Annotated in this window: 10 protein-coding genes; 5 read left to right on the top strand and 5 right to left on the bottom strand. The window is 45.7% G+C overall.

The annotated features are described in order from the left end of the window. Positions 1-135: 135 nt before the first annotated feature. Together ACJJI7_RS03745 and ACJJI7_RS03740 are read right to left on the bottom strand one after the other, a co-directional pair. Positions 136-1,191, bottom strand: a complete 1,056-nt coding sequence (locus tag ACJJI7_RS03745) for an AraC family transcriptional regulator (protein ID WP_444900940.1) — start codon at positions 1,189-1,191, stop codon at positions 136-138. Positions 1,192-1,932: 741 nt separating this feature from the next. Continuing rightward, positions 1,933-3,534: an AbgT family transporter gene (locus ACJJI7_RS03740; protein ID WP_444900941.1), complete on the bottom strand. Its 1,602-nt coding sequence runs from the start codon at positions 3,532-3,534 to the stop codon at positions 1,933-1,935. A 331-nt stretch (positions 3,535-3,865) separates the two neighbouring features. Between ACJJI7_RS03740 and ACJJI7_RS03735 the strand changes: the two genes are divergently transcribed. Together ACJJI7_RS03735 and ACJJI7_RS03730 are read left to right on the top strand one after the other, a co-directional pair. Beyond that, positions 3,866-4,567, top strand: coding sequence for a glutamine amidotransferase-related protein (locus ACJJI7_RS03735; RefSeq protein ID WP_282952398.1), 702 nt, complete (start codon positions 3,866-3,868; stop codon positions 4,565-4,567). A 637-nt stretch (positions 4,568-5,204) separates the two neighbouring features. Continuing rightward, the gene (locus ACJJI7_RS03730) at positions 5,205-8,192 is read left to right on the top strand and encodes a TonB-dependent receptor (protein ID WP_444900942.1); all 2,988 of its coding nucleotides are present in this window, start codon (positions 5,205-5,207) and stop codon (positions 8,190-8,192) included. A gap of 122 nt (positions 8,193-8,314) precedes the next feature. Here the strand turns inward: ACJJI7_RS03730 and ACJJI7_RS03725 are convergent, their stop codons facing one another. Both ACJJI7_RS03725 and ACJJI7_RS03720 read right to left on the bottom strand, forming a co-directional pair. After that, positions 8,315-8,635 carry a hypothetical protein gene (locus ACJJI7_RS03725; RefSeq protein WP_444900943.1) on the bottom strand — a complete coding sequence of 107 codons (321 nt, stop codon included), beginning with the start codon at positions 8,633-8,635 and terminating at the stop codon, positions 8,315-8,317. A 224-nt stretch (positions 8,636-8,859) separates the two neighbouring features. Further along, complete coding sequence (locus ACJJI7_RS03720; protein WP_444900944.1) at positions 8,860-9,045, bottom strand: hypothetical protein; 186 nt, start codon at positions 9,043-9,045, stop codon at positions 8,860-8,862. 1,125 nt (positions 9,046-10,170) lie between these two features. Between ACJJI7_RS03720 and ACJJI7_RS03715 the strand changes: the two genes are divergently transcribed. From ACJJI7_RS03715 to ACJJI7_RS03705, 3 genes are read left to right on the top strand one after another with little or no spacing between them, the layout of a single operon-like run. Further along, complete coding sequence (locus tag ACJJI7_RS03715; RefSeq protein ID WP_282952401.1) at positions 10,171-11,271, top strand: HlyD family secretion protein; 1,101 nt, start codon at positions 10,171-10,173, stop codon at positions 11,269-11,271. Further along, positions 11,268-14,024 (top strand): ATP-binding cassette domain-containing protein, encoded by a 2,757-nt coding sequence (locus tag ACJJI7_RS03710; protein WP_444900945.1) that lies wholly within the window; start codon positions 11,268-11,270, stop codon positions 14,022-14,024. The genes ACJJI7_RS03715 and ACJJI7_RS03710 overlap by 4 nt, the downstream gene beginning before the upstream one ends. Beyond that, positions 14,014-16,143, top strand: coding sequence for an ATP-binding cassette domain-containing protein (locus tag ACJJI7_RS03705; protein ID WP_444900946.1), 2,130 nt, complete (start codon positions 14,014-14,016; stop codon positions 16,141-16,143). The genes ACJJI7_RS03710 and ACJJI7_RS03705 overlap by 11 nt, the downstream gene beginning before the upstream one ends. 1,565 nt (positions 16,144-17,708) lie before the next feature. Here ACJJI7_RS03705 and ettA read toward each other — a convergent pair. After that, positions 17,709-19,373, bottom strand: a complete 1,665-nt coding sequence (gene ettA / locus ACJJI7_RS03700; protein ID WP_020414493.1) for an energy-dependent translational throttle protein EttA — start codon at positions 19,371-19,373, stop codon at positions 17,709-17,711. Positions 19,374-19,422: the final 49 nt, after the last annotated feature.

Genomic DNA, 19,422 nt, shown 5'->3' with positions numbered 1-19,422 from the left:
CTTGCGGGTAAGGATTGAGCCAACTGGTTTTGATTATTAGCACCTACTGATTATATATTTACAGCTTAATGCGCTGAGGCCGACAGGGTGATGTTATCACAATAAGCACCCTGCCATTTTTGGTGAAGGGTCCAATTACTCGGTTTCTGCTACTTCTCTGGCAGCGATGCTGGCTATCATTTGGCGTCTCACACGCATCGGCGTGGTTCCAAACCAACGATAACAGGCGCGGTTGAAAGAGCTCTGCTCACGGTATCCCAACATATTGGATATCTGTGACATGGGCGGCTGTTTGGTACTCAAGTAGTATTCGGCACGCTCACGGCGAATGCGATCCAGTAAATCTTCAAATACGAGATTGCGGTCACGCAGCCTCCTTTGCAGGGTGCGCTTGTGCATGCCAAGTTGGTTAGCAACTTCTTGCAGGCTGCAACGCTTCAGCGGCATCAGGCAATAAATAAGCTGCTGCACTTGCTCTATCAGACTGGCTTCCCCCTGTTGTAGGAGCTCTTCAATATATGTCTTTAGCAGTGGACGTAGGCTCGGGTTACACTTTTCAGTGGGGTGTAATAGGGAGCTACTGCTCAGGATAAGTGCATCTTTTTCCCGCCCAAAGTGTATCGGGACACCGAAGAAATTTTCATACTGGTCATGCAGGGGGCGCTCTGTTTGCAGATGCACGGCTTCCAATTGGAAGTTTTCTCCGCAAAGATTCTGTAATGCGACCATGGAGACCCCGAGGAGAAATTCTCGGCACTGTTCCAGGGCAATAGCGGGGGCTCCCCGCTCCTCTGTTTGGAGGTCGTCTATGCAATAAAAATAAAGATATGTGTGTTTGCCTTTTTTCTGAAGTTCCACACGCAGGTTATAGGGTGGCTCTCCGAGCTGCCTAATTGCTGCGTTGAGGAACTCCCCCAAAGTTAGGGACTGCAGTACCGCTGCTCCCAGCGATCCCAATGCAGCCGCCCCCTGGCTGTAAGCAAGGCGCAGTCCAAAATCTGCACAGTTGAGTTGATGCGTAGCTCTGTTCATCAGGTCGTTTACGGATCTCAAGGGTAGGTAACCCTCAAGGCTTTCAACTTGCTGGGGATTTATTCGGGCATTTATTAGCAAGGCCTCAGGGCTGCCATTAAATTGGCTCACCAACTCATAAAAGCCCGTTAACAGCGTAGTTCTTATTTGTTGAGTCAATTTCTTAGAATCCTGTATACCACTCGGATAAATGACGTTATGAACTTGTTCCGAGTTAAATAATTCAATCTGGCGTTAGTGAAACGACTGTTAGCAGAACCCAGGGATAATAAAAAACGGAGCCTTGTGGCACGTTATTTATGGTTTTCTTCTAAGGGTTATTACTGTGTCTGTTATAAGGACAATCTTGTCGGCGGAAGTCTGCTCTGTTTTGACGTCCGGATATGTCAATGGATGGATGGGCAATAACAGTCACTGCCTTATAAGAATAAGGCCAGTGCAGGGCACAACCATGGTGCTCATCCTGAGCGGATAGTGAATGATAGTTCGATCAGGGCAAGGCGCTGGTGGCGATAATCCGCGTATTGATCTCCGCTTAACGTTATTACAAGTATCTATATTACTTGTTTTTTTTAGGTCTTTTGAAGACTGTTAATCGATATGTAGATTTAAACCTTGTCGCCTAATGAAAAAAAATACCTGTATGCTTGGTCATTTAAGAAAAATATTCCTTAAATTCTTATAAATGCATTTTTTGTTTTATGACGACTAAGCGATTGGGAATAATAGTTTTTCAGAAAAATTTGTCAGAAATCGGTTTTCGTTAAATATGTTCTCTGCAAGAAGCCTTGCCTGCCCGAAATTGGGACATTCGTACTTTCTTTGGTGGCTGTAGTTAGGATTAGGACAAGGGGTTGTAAAAAAAAGAGCCCGCATAGGGCGGGCTCTGGAGTGTATGGTTTAGCCGCCGTAATAGGTTGCGGCTCCTGGACCAACAGGGAGGCCCAGGGCAAAAACCCAAATGTAGAAGAGGGCAGTCCAACCGATAAAGAAGAAAATAGAGTAGGGGATCATAGTAGCGATCAAGGTGCCCATGCCTAGGTCTTTTTTGTAGCGGGCGGCGAAGGTGATGATTAGGCCAAAGTAGCTCATCATTGGCGTAATCACATTTGTCACAGAGTCACCGATACGATAGGCCGCTTGAATAACCTCGGGGGCATAACCGAGCAGCATCAACATGGGTACAAAGATCGGGGCGGTTACAGCCCATTGGGCAGATGCGCTACCGAGCATCAGATTTACAAAACCGCACATCATGATGAAGAACAGGAACAGCAGTGGCCCGGTCAGGCCAATGCTCTGTAGAGCGTCGGCGCCCAGTACAGCAAAGATAGTACCGAGATTGGTGACTTTGAAGAAGGCAACAAATTGTGCTGCGAAGAACACCAGCACGATATACATGCCCATGCTATTCATGCTCTTGGCCATGGCATCGATCACATCGCGGTCATTCTTCATGGTGCCAACCACTTTGCCGTAAACAAAGCCAGGGATGGCGAAGAAGACGAGGATCAGGGATACAATACCTTTCAGGAATGGGGAGCCGGCTACCAAGCCGGTTTCCGGGTTACGCAGAACTCCCCACTCAGGTACAACAGAAAGAGTAAATAGAGCGGAAACGGCTAAGACAGCGAGACCCGCGTATTTAAGTCCCCGTTTCTCGTCATCGGTCAAAGTGCCCAGCTTGTCCTGGCTTAAATCTACCGAAGCTTCATTTGGGTCATACTTACCCAGCTTGGGTTCTACGATTGCCATTGTGACCCAGCTGCCGACAAGGGTAATCAGGAAAGTACTGACGATCATAAAGAACCAGTTTACTTCCGGACCGACGCTGTAGGTCGGGTCAATCATATGGGCTGCTGATTCTGTTATGCCTGAGAGTAGTGGGTCCACAGTGCCCAGTAATAGGTTGGCGCTGTAACCACCAGAGACACCGGCAAAAGCAGCAGCCAAACCCGCCAGGGGATGACGGCCCAGGGAGTGGAAGATCATGGCTGCCAGAGGGATCAGCACAACATATCCGAGTTCTGAGGCGGTGTTAGAGATAATACCGGCGAAGACCACGATCACTGTGACAGTGCGCTTGGAAGCCTGCAGTACCAAGCCGCGTACTGCGGCACTCAGCAGGCCCGAATGCTCAGCAATCCCTACTCCGAGAAGAGCGACCAATACTGTTCCAAGAGGGGCAAAGCCGGTGAAGTTTTTCACCAGGCTGGTGACGATCATCCTAAGGCCGTCACCGCTCATCAAGTTGAAGACTTCAATGACTCCATCTGGGTCACGGCCAGCTGCGCCCACAGGGCGGGGATCGGCGACGGACAGGCCAAAGTAGGAAGCTATGCCACTGAGTACTACCACCCCAACGGCAAAAAGTGCAAACAGGGTAATGGGGTGGGGAAGCAGATTACCAAGCCACTCCACTACATCTAGGAAGCGAGTAAAAGCCGTCTTGCGCCCAGGCGAACTATCCTGCTGATCGCTGGGGGAGGTCGTTGTGGTCATTGTTTGTCCTCAATCATTTTGGTGTCGGCTGCTCCTAATTGCCTCTGGAGCGTCCGTTAGCCGAATAATTGGCTGAAAAATGTGCTGAGGCGCGATCATACACAAAAGTCCTGTGGGTAAGAATGCCTGAGGGGGGAATGTTCCCTACGGGTGGATCGGTAATCACCAGTCAGATATACACTGGGGAGGGTGTTTTAAAGAAACGGCACTTCTATTTCGGTCACCAAAACTGTGAGTTTGTGACAGTCTTTTAACAGGTCAGCTTAAGAGACCTGTCATTCTTGAATATGCCATAATCCCAACACTCAGCAGTCAACTCAGCGGTGAAATAATGAAAATTGGAGTGTTAAAGACCGACGATGTGCGCAAGGAGCTGGTGGGCGAATTCGGCGAGTATCCAGAGATGTTTGCCGAGCTATTGCGCAGTCAGGATTCAGGGTTGGAGTTCGCTACCTACGAGGTACAGCACGGTCAATACCCGGAGCAGATAGATGAAGTAGATGCATATCTGATCACAGGTAGTAAAACCGGTGTTTATGATGATAAAGAGTGGATTCCGCCGCTGATGCAATTTGTGCGCAAGTTACACGATGTAAAGAAGCCCACTATTGGCATTTGCTTTGGACACCAGCTGATTGCTCAGGCTCTGGGAGGAAGAACCCGCAAGTCTGACAAAGGTTGGGGATTGGGAGTGCATACCTATGAGATGCAGGAAACTCCCTCCTGGATGTCTGAGCCGCTGAATAACTTTAGTTTGTTGGTTACCCACCAGGATCAAGTTGAAGCGCTTCCCCCGGGCGGCCGTGTGCTGGCTTCCAGCGAGTTTTGCCCTATGGCTATGTTGCAAGTGGATGACCACATGCTCAGCTTTCAGGCTCACCCAGAGTTTACAAAGCCCTATTCCAATAGCTTGATGGAGTTGCGCCGGGAAGCTTTCGGCGAAGAAGTTGTGCAGAAGGGGCAGGCTTCTTTACAAAATGATATCCATGAGAATGTCGTTGCCAAGTGGATGTTGGAGTTCTTGCGCAAATAATATATTTCAAGAGGGCGGGTTTCTCGTCCTCTTATCTTGCCTCTTCATCACTTTAACCCTACCGCAGAATTTTTTATTTTCATCACTCTTGGTCAAGATATATATCCTTTGATTGCAAAATCAAATTTGGGTTTTGAATAAGAAGATATTGTGTAAGCAACCTTGCCAGTAATGTATTGATTTTGATGCAAATAATGAATTTTTTTGAATTTGATAAGAAATAATCATTTTTTATTTGTGGTGATTGTTAGGGTTTCCATATCAAGCTTATAAATTCCAGAATCTTTTTAATTTTCTGGGACAAATTACATTTTCAGTTATCTATTTTATTTGGTTATTGAGTGGTTAGCACGTTCTTGGCGTGATTCTCTCTGATTTGTAACAAATGCAGAGCTAAAGAGATTGTTTTACAAAATATGAAGGAATAGTGTGTGTCTCAGTCTCTTCAAAGTGGACGTTTGCTTTTGATCCCATTTTAGGATTTCTACGGGTCGGATGAGTTTATAACTGGTTGTTTAGAAGGAGTGGAACATCTACTTGGTTTGATATTGGAGGCTGTGGTAGCGGGGTAGATATTTTGAGCCTGATATAAAAGCCGATAAATTATAAATAAACTGACAATAAAAAGGGTGGCTTTATGACCTTATTCAAGAAGACAATAGTAGCTGCATCTATTAGCCTGTCGATTTTGGGCAGTCAAGCCATAGCTGCAGGAAATGTTAATGGAACGATTGATGGTTCAATTTTAGGACATAATGGAGCTGAGATAACTGACGCCACCATTATTATCGAGAATGAGAAGAATGGATTTAAAAGAACAATATCTACTGGGGTGAATGGGGATTTCAGAGTTAACCTTCCCAGTGGGGCCTATAAAGTTACGGTGCAAAAACGTGGTTACCAACCTACGGTTATTGAGAAGGTTTTAGTCTCGATTGGTAGTTCGGCCAGCTTGGATATACCTTTGTCACTGGGTGATCTTGAAGAGGTTGTAGTCTTTGGGGAGGTAGCTCCGCAAATACGTAGGGGAACAGCGGAATCCTCACTTAATATTGGGTTGGCTGATATAGAGATGCTGCCTGTTGCTCGTAACATTGAATCGGTAGCTTTGTTGGCACCTGGGACAGTTCTGGGGGATTCCGGCTTTGGGGAAGATAAGGATCTGATTTCTTTTGGTGGCGCCTCTGTAGGTGAAAATGCATATTATATTGATGGTCTCAATGTTACAAATTTCCGAAATGGACTTGGTGGTTCTTCAGTACCCTTTGAATTTTATGATCAGTTTCAAATAAAAACTGGGGGATATAGCGCTGAATTTGGTCGTTCACTTGGTGGGGTACTGAATGCTGTTACTAAAAGGGGAGGTAATGAATTTGAATATGGAGTGGTTGCTTATTACGAGCCTGCGGACCTTCGCTCAACTAGTCCTAATACAATATCCACTGATGGCACTCTTTATGATTTAAATTCCGAAAACGAAAAATCAAGATATACGACTGACTATTATGTCAGTGGGCCGATAGTTCCTGATAAACTATTTTTCTATGCCTTATATGAGCAACAGGAAACGATTGAAGAATTTACAACAAGGGCTGATCCGGGTACTTTCAATGATAGAGAGATTGGTGATTATTTCTGGGGAGTAAATTTAACCTGGAATATTACTGATAATCATATATTTTCCTACGTACATTTCTCAGATGAGCGCACCAGAGAGAACAGGCAATTAAACTATGACCCTTACAATAAGGATGATCAAGGATATAAAGGTACAGTGTGGGATGAGCGAGGAGGAGAAAACTGGCTTGTTCGATACGACGGGCAAATAACTGATAACTTTAGTGTATCACTTCTCCATGGTGAGAATGAATATTCCCTAACCACTACGAGCACTACCGATACAGAATGCCCATATGTTGTCGATACAAGTGATGGAGCAATACCGGGGAATTCTTCTACATTTCCTGGCTGTGAGGCTAGTGCCAGGCCTCAAACTGGTGGTGATGAGCGCGTTGCTGATCGTATAGATTTTGAATGGGTCTTAGGGGATCACACCTTACGATTTGGTTATGATCAAGAAAATAACTCCTCAAGTTCTGCAGAAACTTATTCGGGTACTGGGTTGCGAGCAGATGGAGGTGTCTACTATAGATATTATACTTTTACGCCAGGTGCAGAACTATCAAATGGGGGGATCGTTCCCGATATTCATGGGGATGGATCAGATGTCCACATTGTTCGATATCGCCTGGGGGAAGTGTCAGGTGACTTTGAAGTGGAGTCTAAAGCATTTTACATTGAGGATACTTGGGATATCACTGACACCTTTACTATAAGTGCAGGGCTTCGCAATGAGACCTTTTCTAATTATAACGGTGAGGGGGATGTATTTATTGAAATTGATGATCAGTGGGCGCCCAGGCTAAGCTTTTCTTGGGACCCCTTTGGCGATGGTGAATCTCGTTTATTTGGTAATTGGGGGCGGTACTTTATGCCGATTGCCTCAAATACCAATGTGCGTTTGTCTGGTGGTGAATTAGGGATACAGCGGTACTTTATATTTGATGGGGATTATGACCCCGTCACTGTTGCTCCATCTAATGTAGGTACCGATGGTATCCCTCTCTCTGAAGAAATAGGCTCCACTCAGATAACTTCCAGTGGCGAAGTTCCTGATAGCGCGCAGCTATCGGATCGGGATCTAGAGCCGATGTATCAGGATGAAATTATTTTTGGTTATGAAAAGGTTTTAAACAGTGATTGGACTGTTGGGTTAAAGGCCACTTACCGTGATTTGAAATCCCATATTGATGATGTGAGTATTGATCATGCTGTTGATGCTCTGGGTTATGAGCATACTGGAGATGCTCATGGATATGTACTAGCTAATCCAGGTAATGATATTACTATACCTTATGATAGGTACGGAACTGGCGAGCTGGAGATGACAACTTTTCCTGCAGAGCTATTAGCTTACCCTGAGGCAAAACGAAAATATAAAGAGTTGGAGGTCTCGACCAAGCGAGGATTTGATGGGGTCTGGGGAATCAGTGCGAGCTATACCTGGTCTGAAAGTAAGGGGAATACTGAGGGTTATGTAAAGTCAGATAATGCACAAGATGATGCGGGAATAACTCAAGACTTCGATTTCCCTGAGTTAATGGATGGAGCCGATGGCTTTCTTCCTAATGATCGTACCCATAAGTTTAAAATATATGGTAATTATCAAATAATGGAAAGCCTACTCTTAGGGGTCAATCTACTTTGGCAATCAGGGCGACCTATTAACTCTTTTGGTACGGGGCATCCTAATGGTACTCCTTCCTATGGGGATACTTATTATCTTACGGATTCCGATGGTAATTTGATAAAAGCAGAGCGTGGCAGTAGTGGACGAACTAGTTGGGTTAAACAAATAGATTTATCATTGGTTTATACTACTCGAATTGGTTTAGCTGATCTAGAATTAAGAGCTGAAATTTTTAACCTTCTGGATGCAGATGCTGAGACTGAAGTATATGAATTTGCCGAATTGAGCCCAGGGATTGCTGATCCGAATTGGGATATCAATCAGGTTTATCAAACTCCTCGTTACTTACGTTTTGGAGCAAGTGCGCGCTTTTAAAATAATAGGAGTATTTTTAGTAGGGGCTGTCTTCAGCTGAAGAGGAGGCGGCCTCTGGTGTTACTATTTATAGTTTTGGCTGATTGTTAATTTTTCTAATAGTTATTTTTGTGGTCAAAATGTTAGTTGATTCCCGACATTAAGTCTTCATCAAACAATAAAATTCTTACTGTAATAGGATCTTCGATTTGAAAAATCCTTCTTGCTGTTTCATCGATCCGGATAGCAAGTTTTTGCAATATTTCATGTGTGCGTGCAGGCTTTTTACCGCATATTATTTCGATATAACAGCCAGCGGGCTCTACATAATTTGATTCAACCACCGCTGTAACTGCATGCTCTCCTTTGGCTTCAAGCCCCTCGATAAGAATTTCATTAAATATGGCTGGCACAGAATCTGGAACCAGTTTTGAGGACTCTATAAATATCTTGCAGCTGGGCATGTGCTTCTACCAGAAAGGGTGATGTTGATTAGATGCTTTAAGCTGATATAAGGCTGATATAACTTCATGACTGGCTAGCCGATAGATACATTTCTCAATAATTCTCAATATGAAAATCTCAGCTGATTACATTATAGCTGTTGACCTTGAATGCTGCTTTGGCGCTCTCTGGAAAAAGAAGAGGGTATCGAACAGGTGAGAATATAGGTGTTAATAAAGCATGGCTATAGGCTTAGTAAAAGACTGCTAACAATGTCAGGATTAGTAATAGGGGCGCTATGGCCTGTGGTGATTTCTATCATTTGCCAGCCAGCCAGCCAGCCAGCCAGCCAGCCAGCCAGCCAGCCAGCTTTTTGCCCATGTTCGACTTTGTGCGCGAGAGGAGTGTACAGGATTTGTACAAGTAACATATAGGCAGCCCAGATCTTTCCGGCTTACTTAGATGTATTGAGTTAAGATAGATTTTTACCGGATGGAGAGTCAGGTTGCGCTCAACCCAGGCTATATCCTTGGGTTTTATAATATTAAATGACTGGGCAGGTATGGTTAGGAAACACTCAGTACCCCTTGCCAGCTTAGCTTGGGCCAGCCTCATAGCCTGGTTCGGATCTGGTCACTGTTCATAGAAGCAGTGCCCATTATGGGCAACTGCTGCATCTAGGTAGATTAGCTTTTTATCCGCTTCCTGACTCTGTCTGCCTCAGCTGTACCAGTAATACAGGCAAAGCTACGGCCAACCAAGATGATATTGTCAAGCTCCTCCCATTCAATGACGCTGACTATATATTCAATAAAAGTTTCGATACCAATGCCGGGGTGGATTAGACGGTGCTTTTCATCCAAACCTGTCGGGGTGGAGCTGAAGGTGCGGTGTCAAGTTGCGACCAGCCTTTGGGCAACCCGCCACCAACACCAGCCACCAAGGAATAGTCCGTGTACTAACGCATAGGTTTTTTTGCCCTAAAGATTCCATGACGATTAATTTAGTGAGGTGTAAAAAATATACGTGTTTTTCTGTTCTATCGATTTCATTTATGTATTGGTTGGGGAGAAGTTGTTCGAGTAGGGGAGCGGCATACAAGTTAGGAAAATGACTGTAAGGTTAGGTTTTAATAGGCTGCTTTAGATTAAAAATATAAAAGTAAGTTATGTTTTTTAATTTCTAACTTTAATAACAGTACTTCAGTAGGTCGTCTCTATAAGAAATTTTTAGAATTTTACTATTTGATAAATGTGAATTTATTTTTGTTCAATGTTGGATTTTTGATCATATAGGCAAGAAAGACAGCGATAAGTTAGCTGGATAGTTCAATATTTATCGAATTTGACTATCTGTTATAGGGCATTTAGATTTGGTTCCGCGATAAACAGTCAAAGGCTGTACGCATATAAAGGTGAAATATAAATAGTACTGGCCATAGTTGGTACAAATTAGGTGAATCGCATTGCCAACCCCCTTCATTAATACAACTCGATCTATCTCTGCGGATACTTTTTACTCGTTAGCATGGGCTACAGCTCTTGGTATATCGCTGATGGTGGCTTGGATAGTTTGGTTTCTGACAAAAGATATCACTACATACAGCGTTAGTGATCAAGCCAGGCTTGAGCAGGAGCAAAATACCGTACATGTGAGCACCCAAAGAACAGGGAGAGTAGTGTCTATCCAGGCTTCTCTGGGGGATATCCTCAAAAGGGGAGATATATTGGTACAGCTTGATACTGCTGCGTATGATCTTGATTTGGATGGGAATCATAAAATTTCCCAGAGCCTTGCAATACAGCTGGAGGCGATCGGGCGGGAACAAACCCTTCTGGATAAAAAGTTTGAAAAAGATAATAAAGCTCTCAACGGGCAGTTAAAACTCATTCGCCAGCAGCACCAACTTCAGATAAGTAATCAGAGGATACAGGCTGATGTGGCAGATCGTTATGAGCGATTATTGAAAAAACAGCAAAGCTCTGAATTGGATTATTTGGCAGCAAAGCGAACTTACCAGCAAATGGCTATGGCAACTCTGGCTTCAGAAGCCCAAATTGAGGCGACCGTTGATCGGTCTGAGGAAATTGCCAGTGAATATCAACTTGCTCTTAGTGAGTTAAAGCAGCGTCGGGCGGATATTCAAAGTAAGCTTGCAGAGGTGGATACCCGCATACAGCGGAGTAACTTGGCTGTGGATGAGCAACAGTTACGTGCTCCAATTTCGGGTAAGCTCGCTTCTTTAGCGGATATTCGTGAGGGAGAGGTTCTGGTTGCTGGCCAACAGATTGCCACAATGCAAGCAAAAGGCATGATTAGCGTGCAAGCCTTTTTTCCTCCGGCCATGGCTTTAGGGCATATTCGTGAAGGGCAAAGTGCCCGGGTTAAACTAGATGGTTTTTCCTGGGCGCGCTATGGGCAGCTTCATGCTCGTGTAGAGAGGGTTGCCAGTGCTGTTCATGGAGATCGAATTTTGGTCGAGCTATCTCTTCAAGGCGAAGTGCCCCAACAACTACCATTAATGCATGACCTGCCCGCGAGAGTAGAAGTTGCTACCGGGATAAAAACTCCTTATCAACTGCTACTACAGCGAGTTGGAGATATGTTGACAGGGGAGCCAGATAGTAAGCTAATCAATGCGAGGTTTTCTCAGTGAGGCAGAAAATCCGCTGGCTAGTGCCTGAAATTGTACAGACATCTAATATGGACTGTGGTCCGGCATCTCTGAAAAGCCTGTTGGAGGGGTTTGGAGTCAATGTCCACTATGGCCACTTGCGCGATGCTTGCCAGACCGATGTGGATGGTACTTCTATAAATACGCTGGAAAAAATTGCTGTTGAATTAGGATTAGATGCGGCTCAAATGGTCGTACCAAAAGACCACTTGCTAATGGATATTCCTGGTTATTTACCTGGGCTGGTGGTTGTGCGTTTACCTAATGGGAATACTCATTTTGTTGTTGCCTGGCGTAATCACGGTAGTGTTATACAGGTAATGGACCCAGCCAGTGGCCGATGTTGGCCCAATGTTCATCGCTTCCTCGAAGAATTGCATATTCATACTATGCGTGTTCCCCCCCAGGGGTGGCGCGCCTGGGCGGGAGGAGATGACTTTATGAATCCCCTTCGCACAAGAATAGTTCGCTTAAAAATTTCCGAATCACTCTGTGCGAAGTTTTGTCAGTTTGCACTGAAGTCAGACAGTTGGCTACCTTTAGCGTTTCTTGATGCATCTGTCCGTATGTTGACCGCCCTGGTGTCCTCTGGGGCATTACGCAGAGGAAGCGAAGTTAGTGGGATACTACAAAAGCTGGTGGATGAATTTTCCCAAAGCTCTGCTGATGCTTTTAATTTGGTGCCAGAGAGTTATTGGTGTGCTCGTCCTCATTGTCCACCTGGTACTGACTTAAATACGCCTTTCGAACAGTTTCCAGAACAATTGGAGTTCAGCGGTGCAGTAATAGTAAGTGTTAAAGGCTTACGTAAAGATGCTGAAGTGAAACCAAGCTCTGAGAACTTATCCAGAGCTTTAGAGGAGCCTCCTGTTCGTCCATTGCAGGAGCTGTTTGGAATGTTGCGGGATGATGGCTTACTCGCTCCACTCATAGTTATCCTGGCGATGATGGGAGCCGTATTTGGCTTAATGGCCGAAGCGTTGCTCTTTCGGGGGCTGATCGATATCCATAGTGAGCTGGGTACTGAAATACAGCGGACGGGTACTGTGGTGCTATTGCTGGGTTTTATGTTGACTGTAGTTCTCATTCAGTATCCTGCAGCAAAGATTCAACTGATGATTGGGAGGCACTTGGAAAACCGTTTTCGTATGCGTTTTCTCACAGCATTGCCGCGTATCCCGGATCACTTTTTTCAGAGTCGCCCAACTTCAGATACTGCCGAGCGCAGTCACCGTATTAGTGCATTACGAGAACTCCCTGTGCTGGGAGGTGGTATTCTTTTTAAAGTAGTTTCTTTGTTTGCTACGGCTGCTGGAATTATATGGATTGCGCCGACTGCTGCGCCGCTTGTAATTCTGATGGTCGCTGTCCAGGTATTGATTCCCCTGGTGTTCCAGCCTTTACTTAACGATCATCACATGCGTGTCCAGACACATGCGGGTGCCTTAGCTCGATTTTATATGGATGCGCTCTTAGGGCTTGTTCCGATTCGAACTCATGGTGCTGCCGAGTCAGTGCGCAAAGAGCATGGGAGCTTACTTACCGAGTGGGTGAAGTCCAGTTATCTTTCTCTGCATTTGCAATTAAACAGCCAGGCGGTGCAGATGATTATAAATTGTGTACTTGTCTGTACCCTGGTGGCTTACTGCATCCAAGTTCGTGGAGCGAGCCCTGATCTATTGCTATTGATTTATTGGGTTTTAGCCCTTCCACCTATGGGAGAAGATATTGCCGTATTAATGCGGGAGTATCCAAGACAGCGAAATACTTTACTGCGCGCCTTGGAACCTTTACTGGCGGTAAATGATAAAACAGAGGAGGGAGTAACGGATGACAATGATAAAGAAGAGAGCTTTTGCCTGACGCAACCGGCACATTTCCGCTTCGAAAATGTCAGTGTCCAGGTCAGCGGTCGTACCATTCTTGATAGTATTAACCTGAATATTGTTCCAGGAGAACATGTCGCTATCGTTGGTGAATCCGGCGCGGGAAAGTCCAGTCTTGCTGGTCTTTTGTTAGGGTGGCATAAACCTTCCAGTGGACAGTTGCTTTTGAATGGCTTGAAACTGCAAGGCCAGCTTCTGGCTCAATTTCGCATGCATTGTACTTGGGTAGACCCCGCTATCCAGCTTTGGAATAGTAGCCTCCTTGATAACCTGAATTACGGCAACAGCCCTAATAAATCCTTGTATCCAATTCTTGAGCAGTCGGATCTACTCAAGCTAGTGGCTTCGCTGTCAGATGGATTACAAAGTACCCTTGGCGAAAGTGGTGCACTTGTTAGCGGTGGAGAAGGCCAACGCGTACGCCTGGGGCGAGCCCTGGGAAAGGAAAACCCCTGTTGCGTAATCTTGGATGAGCCTTTTCGAGGTTTGGATCGTGAACAGCGTCAGCGACTTCTTGGGCGTGTGCGACAAATTTGGAAAGATACCACTTTGATCTGCATTACCCACGATATTTCTGAGACGCAGGATTTTCCCCGTGTGCTGGTAGTAAAGGATGGGCGTATTATAGAGGACGGCGCACCTAAAAAGCTGAAATCCCGTAGGGATTCCCACTATGCGCGGTTAGTAGTTTCTGAACAAAAGGCATGGGAAGAGTGTTGGCAGAGTAGTGATTGGCGCTACTTGCGCATGGCTGCAGGAAGCCTGTCAGAGGTAGAAAGGCCCATTAAGAAAGAGGAGCTGATACAGCCAAAAGAAAGGCAGTCCGCGGAGGTGGTCCATGAATTCTGAAATTTCAAGCGACAAACTCCGCTCCCGTTGTTGGCCTGCCTCTCAACTAGATTCTGCCTTACAGGCGTTAGCCCGGCATTGTGGATTGGAGCCGGAAATACTGGATTACTCTTCAACAGATAATGAGTTGGACACGAACACTCGTCTACAAGCGAGTGCGGAAGCTCTAGATATACAGGTCGAGCAAGTTAGTTGTAGTTATAGCGAGTTGAGCCAGATGTTGTTACAGGCTTCACCTGCATTGGTTCGCTTAAATTTTGGTGAGGATGAGTATTTTGCCGCCTTATGTGGGGGGAATCGCCGTCAATTGCGTTTACTTACCCCAACGTTGCAAGTGGTTCAAAATTCTCTTAGTCAGGTGGAGGCCCAGTTCAGTCATAGACAAGTGACCTTCCAGCGTGAGCGTATAGCGCGTTTACTTGATGGTATTAATATTGGGGAGCGACGACGCGCGCGTGCGACCGAGGCTCTACTTAAAGAGAATCTGGCAGGGGTGCGCATTGAAGGTTGCTGGTTACTGCGCCAGCCTGCACATCGCTCTGTTTGGAAACAGTTACGCTTGCGAAGCCAGCACTGGCAATTTTTAGGCATGCTGGCCTGCCACGCAACACAAATGGTTTTTTTCTTGGCTAGCTGGTGGGTCATTGGACGTGCCGTATTGGGTGGCTATATCGATACGGGCTGGCTTATTGCCTGGATATTGTTGATGGCTTCTCAAGTTCCTCTGTCATTGTTTACCTTACATCTACGCGGTTCTATATCGATAGAAAGCGGAGCACTCCTAAAACGACGATTACTTGCTAGCGCCCTGCGTATCAACCCAGACCGTTTGCGCCATATGGGCACTGGCCAAGTATTAGGGCGTGTTTATGATGCAGAAAATATTGAGTCTAACGCGTTACAGGGAAGTTTCCTTTTGGTGTTAGGGGCTACAGAGCTACTTATGGCTGTCTTTGTATTGTTGATAGGTGCAGGAGGGCATATATATCTATTGCTTTTGCCTTTGTTTTTCATTGTGGCGATTGTCCTGGGGAGTGCCCAGTACCAAAGTCGTCGCAGCTGGGTTGTCCAGCGGCTATCAATGACAGATCGCTTAATTGAAAAGATGTTGGGTCATCGCACTCGCCTTGCCCAGCAAGCTCCGGTGGATTGGCATCGTGGTGAAGATCGGGAGCTGAGTAATTACCTACAAGCTTCTACAGACGTAGATAGTACCATGGTGCGCTTAGTAGCTCTTTTACCGCGCATGTGGCTCTTATTTGGGGTAGTGGGATTGTTACCGGTATTCATTAGTGGTGATGTGAGTAGTGCTCAGCTAGCAGTGGCCTTTGGTGGTGTGCTACTCGGCTACCGTGCAGTGCTTAAATGTATGAGTGGTTTCACCAGTGCTCTGAGTGCCCTTTTAGCTTGGGAAAACGTACGAAAGCTATTTGCCCTTGAAATACCACAACCACACACTTTGTTTCGGACCGTGCAAGCAAATAGTGTGAAAACGCTTACAGCTAATCAACCTTTCATTTCCATGAAGGATTTGTGTTTCAGCTATTCTGGAAAAGGCAGGTCAATACTGGCCGGATGTACACTGAATATATATTCTGGGGATCGTATATTACTGCAAGGCGCTTCAGGGTCAGGCAAATCTACTTTAGCGAATATTATTACAGGTATCCATGAGCCAAGTGACGGACTGATGTTATTAAATGGGTACGATAGAGCCAGTTTTGGTTTGAATGAATGGCGTCGAATCGTAGCTTCCTCCCCTCAGTTCCATGAAAATCATGTACTTGGTGACTCGTTCCTATTTAATTTGTTGATGGGGAATGAGTGGCCACCAACGCAAGAGAGTTTGCGAAAGGCCTATGCAGTTTGTGATGAGTTGGGCCTGACTCCCCTGTTAAATAAAATGCCTGCGGGGATACTGCAGACCGTAGGAGAGATGGGATGGAAGTTGTCACATGGGGAGATGAGTCGGTTGTTTATTGCTCGAGCTTTGTTACAGGATGCCGAGCTGGTTATACTGGATGAAAGCTTGGCTGCTCTAGATCCTGGTAACTTACGTAAAGTGATAAACTGTATAAAAAAATATTCGAATACATTAGTTGTGATCGCTCACCCATAATTATCGATTAACATTGGCCTAAAAAGCTAAATTCGAGTTAAGCTTGCTATAGTCCATTATTCAGTAATGAATGATGGCAACTTTGACAAATTAAAGAGTAAAAGGAGATATGATATGCATAGTCAGACAGATATAAAAGCTGGTCCAGAGGCAAGTCCAGAGCCGCCAACAGATCAGGTTTAGAATATTTAGCAGTTTTAGGGTTAGAGGCTTAGCTTTCGGTCCGTACCATTTGTGTATCGGTACATGGTTATGCCTCTAACCAATTGTAATTTAATGTCAATTCCTAGATGGAGTATAATAATGCTTTTTGAAACTGATATCCAAGCTGGTCCTGAGGCTATACCAGAGCCCCCTCCCAATTAGGGAAGTAACTGCGGTTCAAATTAAAGTTTGCCATATGAGACTTATGTTCAGGCTTTTTGGTGTGTTCAGCGGCATCACAGTGCTGTCACAACATCTCTAGTCTAGGTTTCTGACTTTGTGGATGACTTTTAAAGATGTCTTAATTCTAAGTTAGACCTAAGTGATCAATGCACTTTGAATTAAGTGTTTCTTCATGGCGTTTAGCTTGCCGATGCGACTGAATACTCGTTGAAGTTCCTTCGGTCGCCAATATAATTTTTGGATTTATTGCAGTTTTTATATATTAACCATATTTTCTTGCCGACAAGGTCTTTCTCTTGGTGTTTCTGCTGACTCTACATTAAATTTTAATTAAAGGTAAATTTTTAGGTTCGGTTAATCTCAAAGAGTTTTTTCTAATAATCTTGGTGTCATCCTTACCTTTATTTTATAAGGGCTCATAAAGGGGGCAGCCAAAATATTATCGAGTTTATCTAATTAGCACTAGAATGACAAACTCTCGTTATCTCTCAGATCATGACTTGTTTATATATGAGAGGTTATTTTCTAGAGTTTTTTATTCTATCTTGAAACTTCAAAATAGTATTGAAAGTGTAAGTATGATTCGTTTAGTGTTAAATGTATTGGTTTATTCTCAGTGAACAATAAGTGGGAAACTGGTTCTTTTTATATGAGTTGGTTTTTCAAGGGTGTGGTGGTTACTAATTTGGTAAGGTGGTTTGTAAGTTTTTATTTATTTCTGGGAAAGATAGTAACATTCCAGTAATTTTACATTTTAAAAATATAATTTCGGTTATCTTTTTGGGTGCTGGATCAGATGTGTCCAAATCTTATATATATTTTGAGCTGATATAAAAAGTACAGAATTGTAAGGTTTTTTTGATTAAATGGTCGGATTTTTATTTTAGGCTGGTAATGCTTTCTCAATATCATGCGTATGTTAGAGTTGGCGGTTGAGCCATAATTTTAGCTAACTAATAGTACTTTAAACAGAATTATAGAGTTGACAATGTTTAAATCTTATTTAGAGGTCGACAATATGAATAAGGCAAGGTTTATATATCTTCTCATGAGCGGTTAGTCACCAAAAAAGGCGCCTATATTTGTTGATGTATGGCCAGAATTTTATTTTACTTGAGTATATGTTGCACTTCTTGTATGTGAATTAAAAAAGCCCGCAGAAGCGGGCTTTTTTATTCTCAAGTCTTAAGCTTTTTATAATGCATCCGATGAGGTGTTGCATCCTCACCTTTGCGCTGCACAAAGTCTTCGTGGTACTCGGTGTAGTTACCTTCGAAGAACACCGCTTCACTCTCACCCTCATAGGCGAGGATATGGGTGGCGACGCGGTCTAGGAACCAGCGATCATGCGAGATTACCAGGGCGCAGCCGGGGAAGTTGAGCAGAGCTTCTTCCAGGGCGCGTAGGGTTTCGATATCCAGATCATTGGAGGGTTCGTCCAACAGCAGTACGTTGGCGCCCTGCTTTAGGGTGTAGGCCAGGTGCAGGCGTCCGCGCTCACCACCGGAGAGTTCGCCTACGCGTTTTTGCTGGTCGCTGCCCTTGAAGTTAAAGCGGCCAACATAGTTGCGTGAACCCACTTCATAGCTGTTGATCTTGAGCATATCGTGGCCGTCTGAGATGGCTTCCCATACGGTCTTGCTGTCGTCCAGATTCTCACGGCCCTGTTCAACGTAAGCGACCTTAACGGTTTCACCGATTTTGATTTCGCCGGAGTCCGGCTGCTCGGTGCCGCTGATCATACGGAACAGGGTGGACTTACCGGCACCGTTACCGCCGACGATACCCACAATCGCGCCCTTGGGCACGCGGAAAGACAGATTGTCGATTAGCAGGCGCTCGCCGAAGCCTTTGCTCACCTCTTTAAACTCAATCACATTATCGCCGAGACGCTCACCGGGCGGAATGTAGATTTCGTTGGTCTCGTTGCGGGCCTGGAAGTCCTGAGACTGCATTTCTTCCAGGCGGGACAGACGGGCTTTGTTCTTGGACTGGCGGCCCTTGGGATTTTGGCGGGCCCACTCGAGTTCCTTTTGCATGGCTTTGGCGCGCGCCTGTTCGCCGCGCTGCTCCTGCTCCAGGCGTTTTTCTTTCTGTTCCAGCCAAGTGGTGTAGTTACCTTCCCAGGGGATGCCGTGGCCGCGGTCCAGCTCCAGAATCCAGCCGGCAACATTGTCGAGGAAGTAGCGATCGTGGGTGATGGCTACCACAGTGCCGGTGAAGTCGTGCAGAAAGCGCTCCAGCCAGAACACGGATTCCGCATCCAGGTGGTTGGTGGGCTCGTCGAGCAGCAGCATATCCGGGCGGGACAGCAACAGTCGGCACAGGGCCACACGGCGCTTCTCACCGCCGGACAGGTTGTTGACGTCTGCATCCCAGGGCGGCAGGCGCAAGGCGTCTGCGGCGACTTCCAGGCGGTGCTCCAGGTTGTGGGCGTCCCAGGCCTGGATAATATCTTCGAACTGTTGCTGTTTCTTAGCCAGGGCATCGAAGTCCGCATCGGGCTCGGCGTAATCGGCGTAGACCTGTTCCAGGCCGGCGAGGGCGTCGATGGCTTCGCGTACACCGTCTTCTACGTTGCCGCGCACGGTCTTGCTGGCATCGAGTTGCGGTTCCTGGGGCAGGTAGCCGACTTTAATACCCGGCATGGCGCGGGCTTCACCGTTAAAGTCCTGGTCGACCCCCGCCATAATGCGCAATAAGGTGGATTTACCGGCGCCGTTGAGGCCGAGTACGCCGATTTTGGCGCCGGGGAAGAAAGACAGGGAGATGTCCTTCAGAATTTCGCGTTTGGGGGGCACTACTTTGCCCACCCGGTTCATGGTGTATACGTATTCAGCCATTTGGGGTTCCGTAACTGGGTGTTGCAATCGCTCAGATTTTGCGCGCAAC

This window comes from Microbulbifer variabilis, assembly GCF_056232115.1.
The sequence above is the reverse complement of the archived record's forward strand: the minus strand, read 5'-3'. Positions and strand labels throughout refer to the sequence as shown.

Bases quoted from the DNA above. Each gene is read 5' to 3' on its own strand.
- ACJJI7_RS03740 (WP_444900941.1), bottom strand. From the start codon at position 3,534: ATGACCACAACGACCTCCCCCAGCGATCAGCAGGATAGTTCGCCTGGG.
- ACJJI7_RS03735 (WP_282952398.1), top strand. From the start codon at position 3,866: ATGAAAATTGGAGTGTTAAAGACCGACGATGTGCGCAAGGAGCTGGTG.
- ACJJI7_RS03730 (WP_444900942.1), top strand. From the start codon at position 5,205: ATGACCTTATTCAAGAAGACAATAGTAGCTGCATCTATTAGCCTGTCG.
- ACJJI7_RS03725 (WP_444900943.1), bottom strand. From the start codon at position 8,635: ATGCCCAGCTGCAAGATATTTATAGAGTCCTCAAAACTGGTTCCAGAT.
- ACJJI7_RS03720 (WP_444900944.1), bottom strand. From the start codon at position 9,045: ATGTTACTTGTACAAATCCTGTACACTCCTCTCGCGCACAAAGTCGAA.
- ACJJI7_RS03715 (WP_282952401.1), top strand. From the start codon at position 10,171: ATGGTGGCTTGGATAGTTTGGTTTCTGACAAAAGATATCACTACATAC.
- ACJJI7_RS03705 (WP_444900946.1), top strand. From the start codon at position 14,014: ATGAATTCTGAAATTTCAAGCGACAAACTCCGCTCCCGTTGTTGGCCT.
- ettA (WP_020414493.1), bottom strand. From the start codon at position 19,373: ATGGCTGAATACGTATACACCATGAACCGGGTGGGCAAAGTAGTGCCC.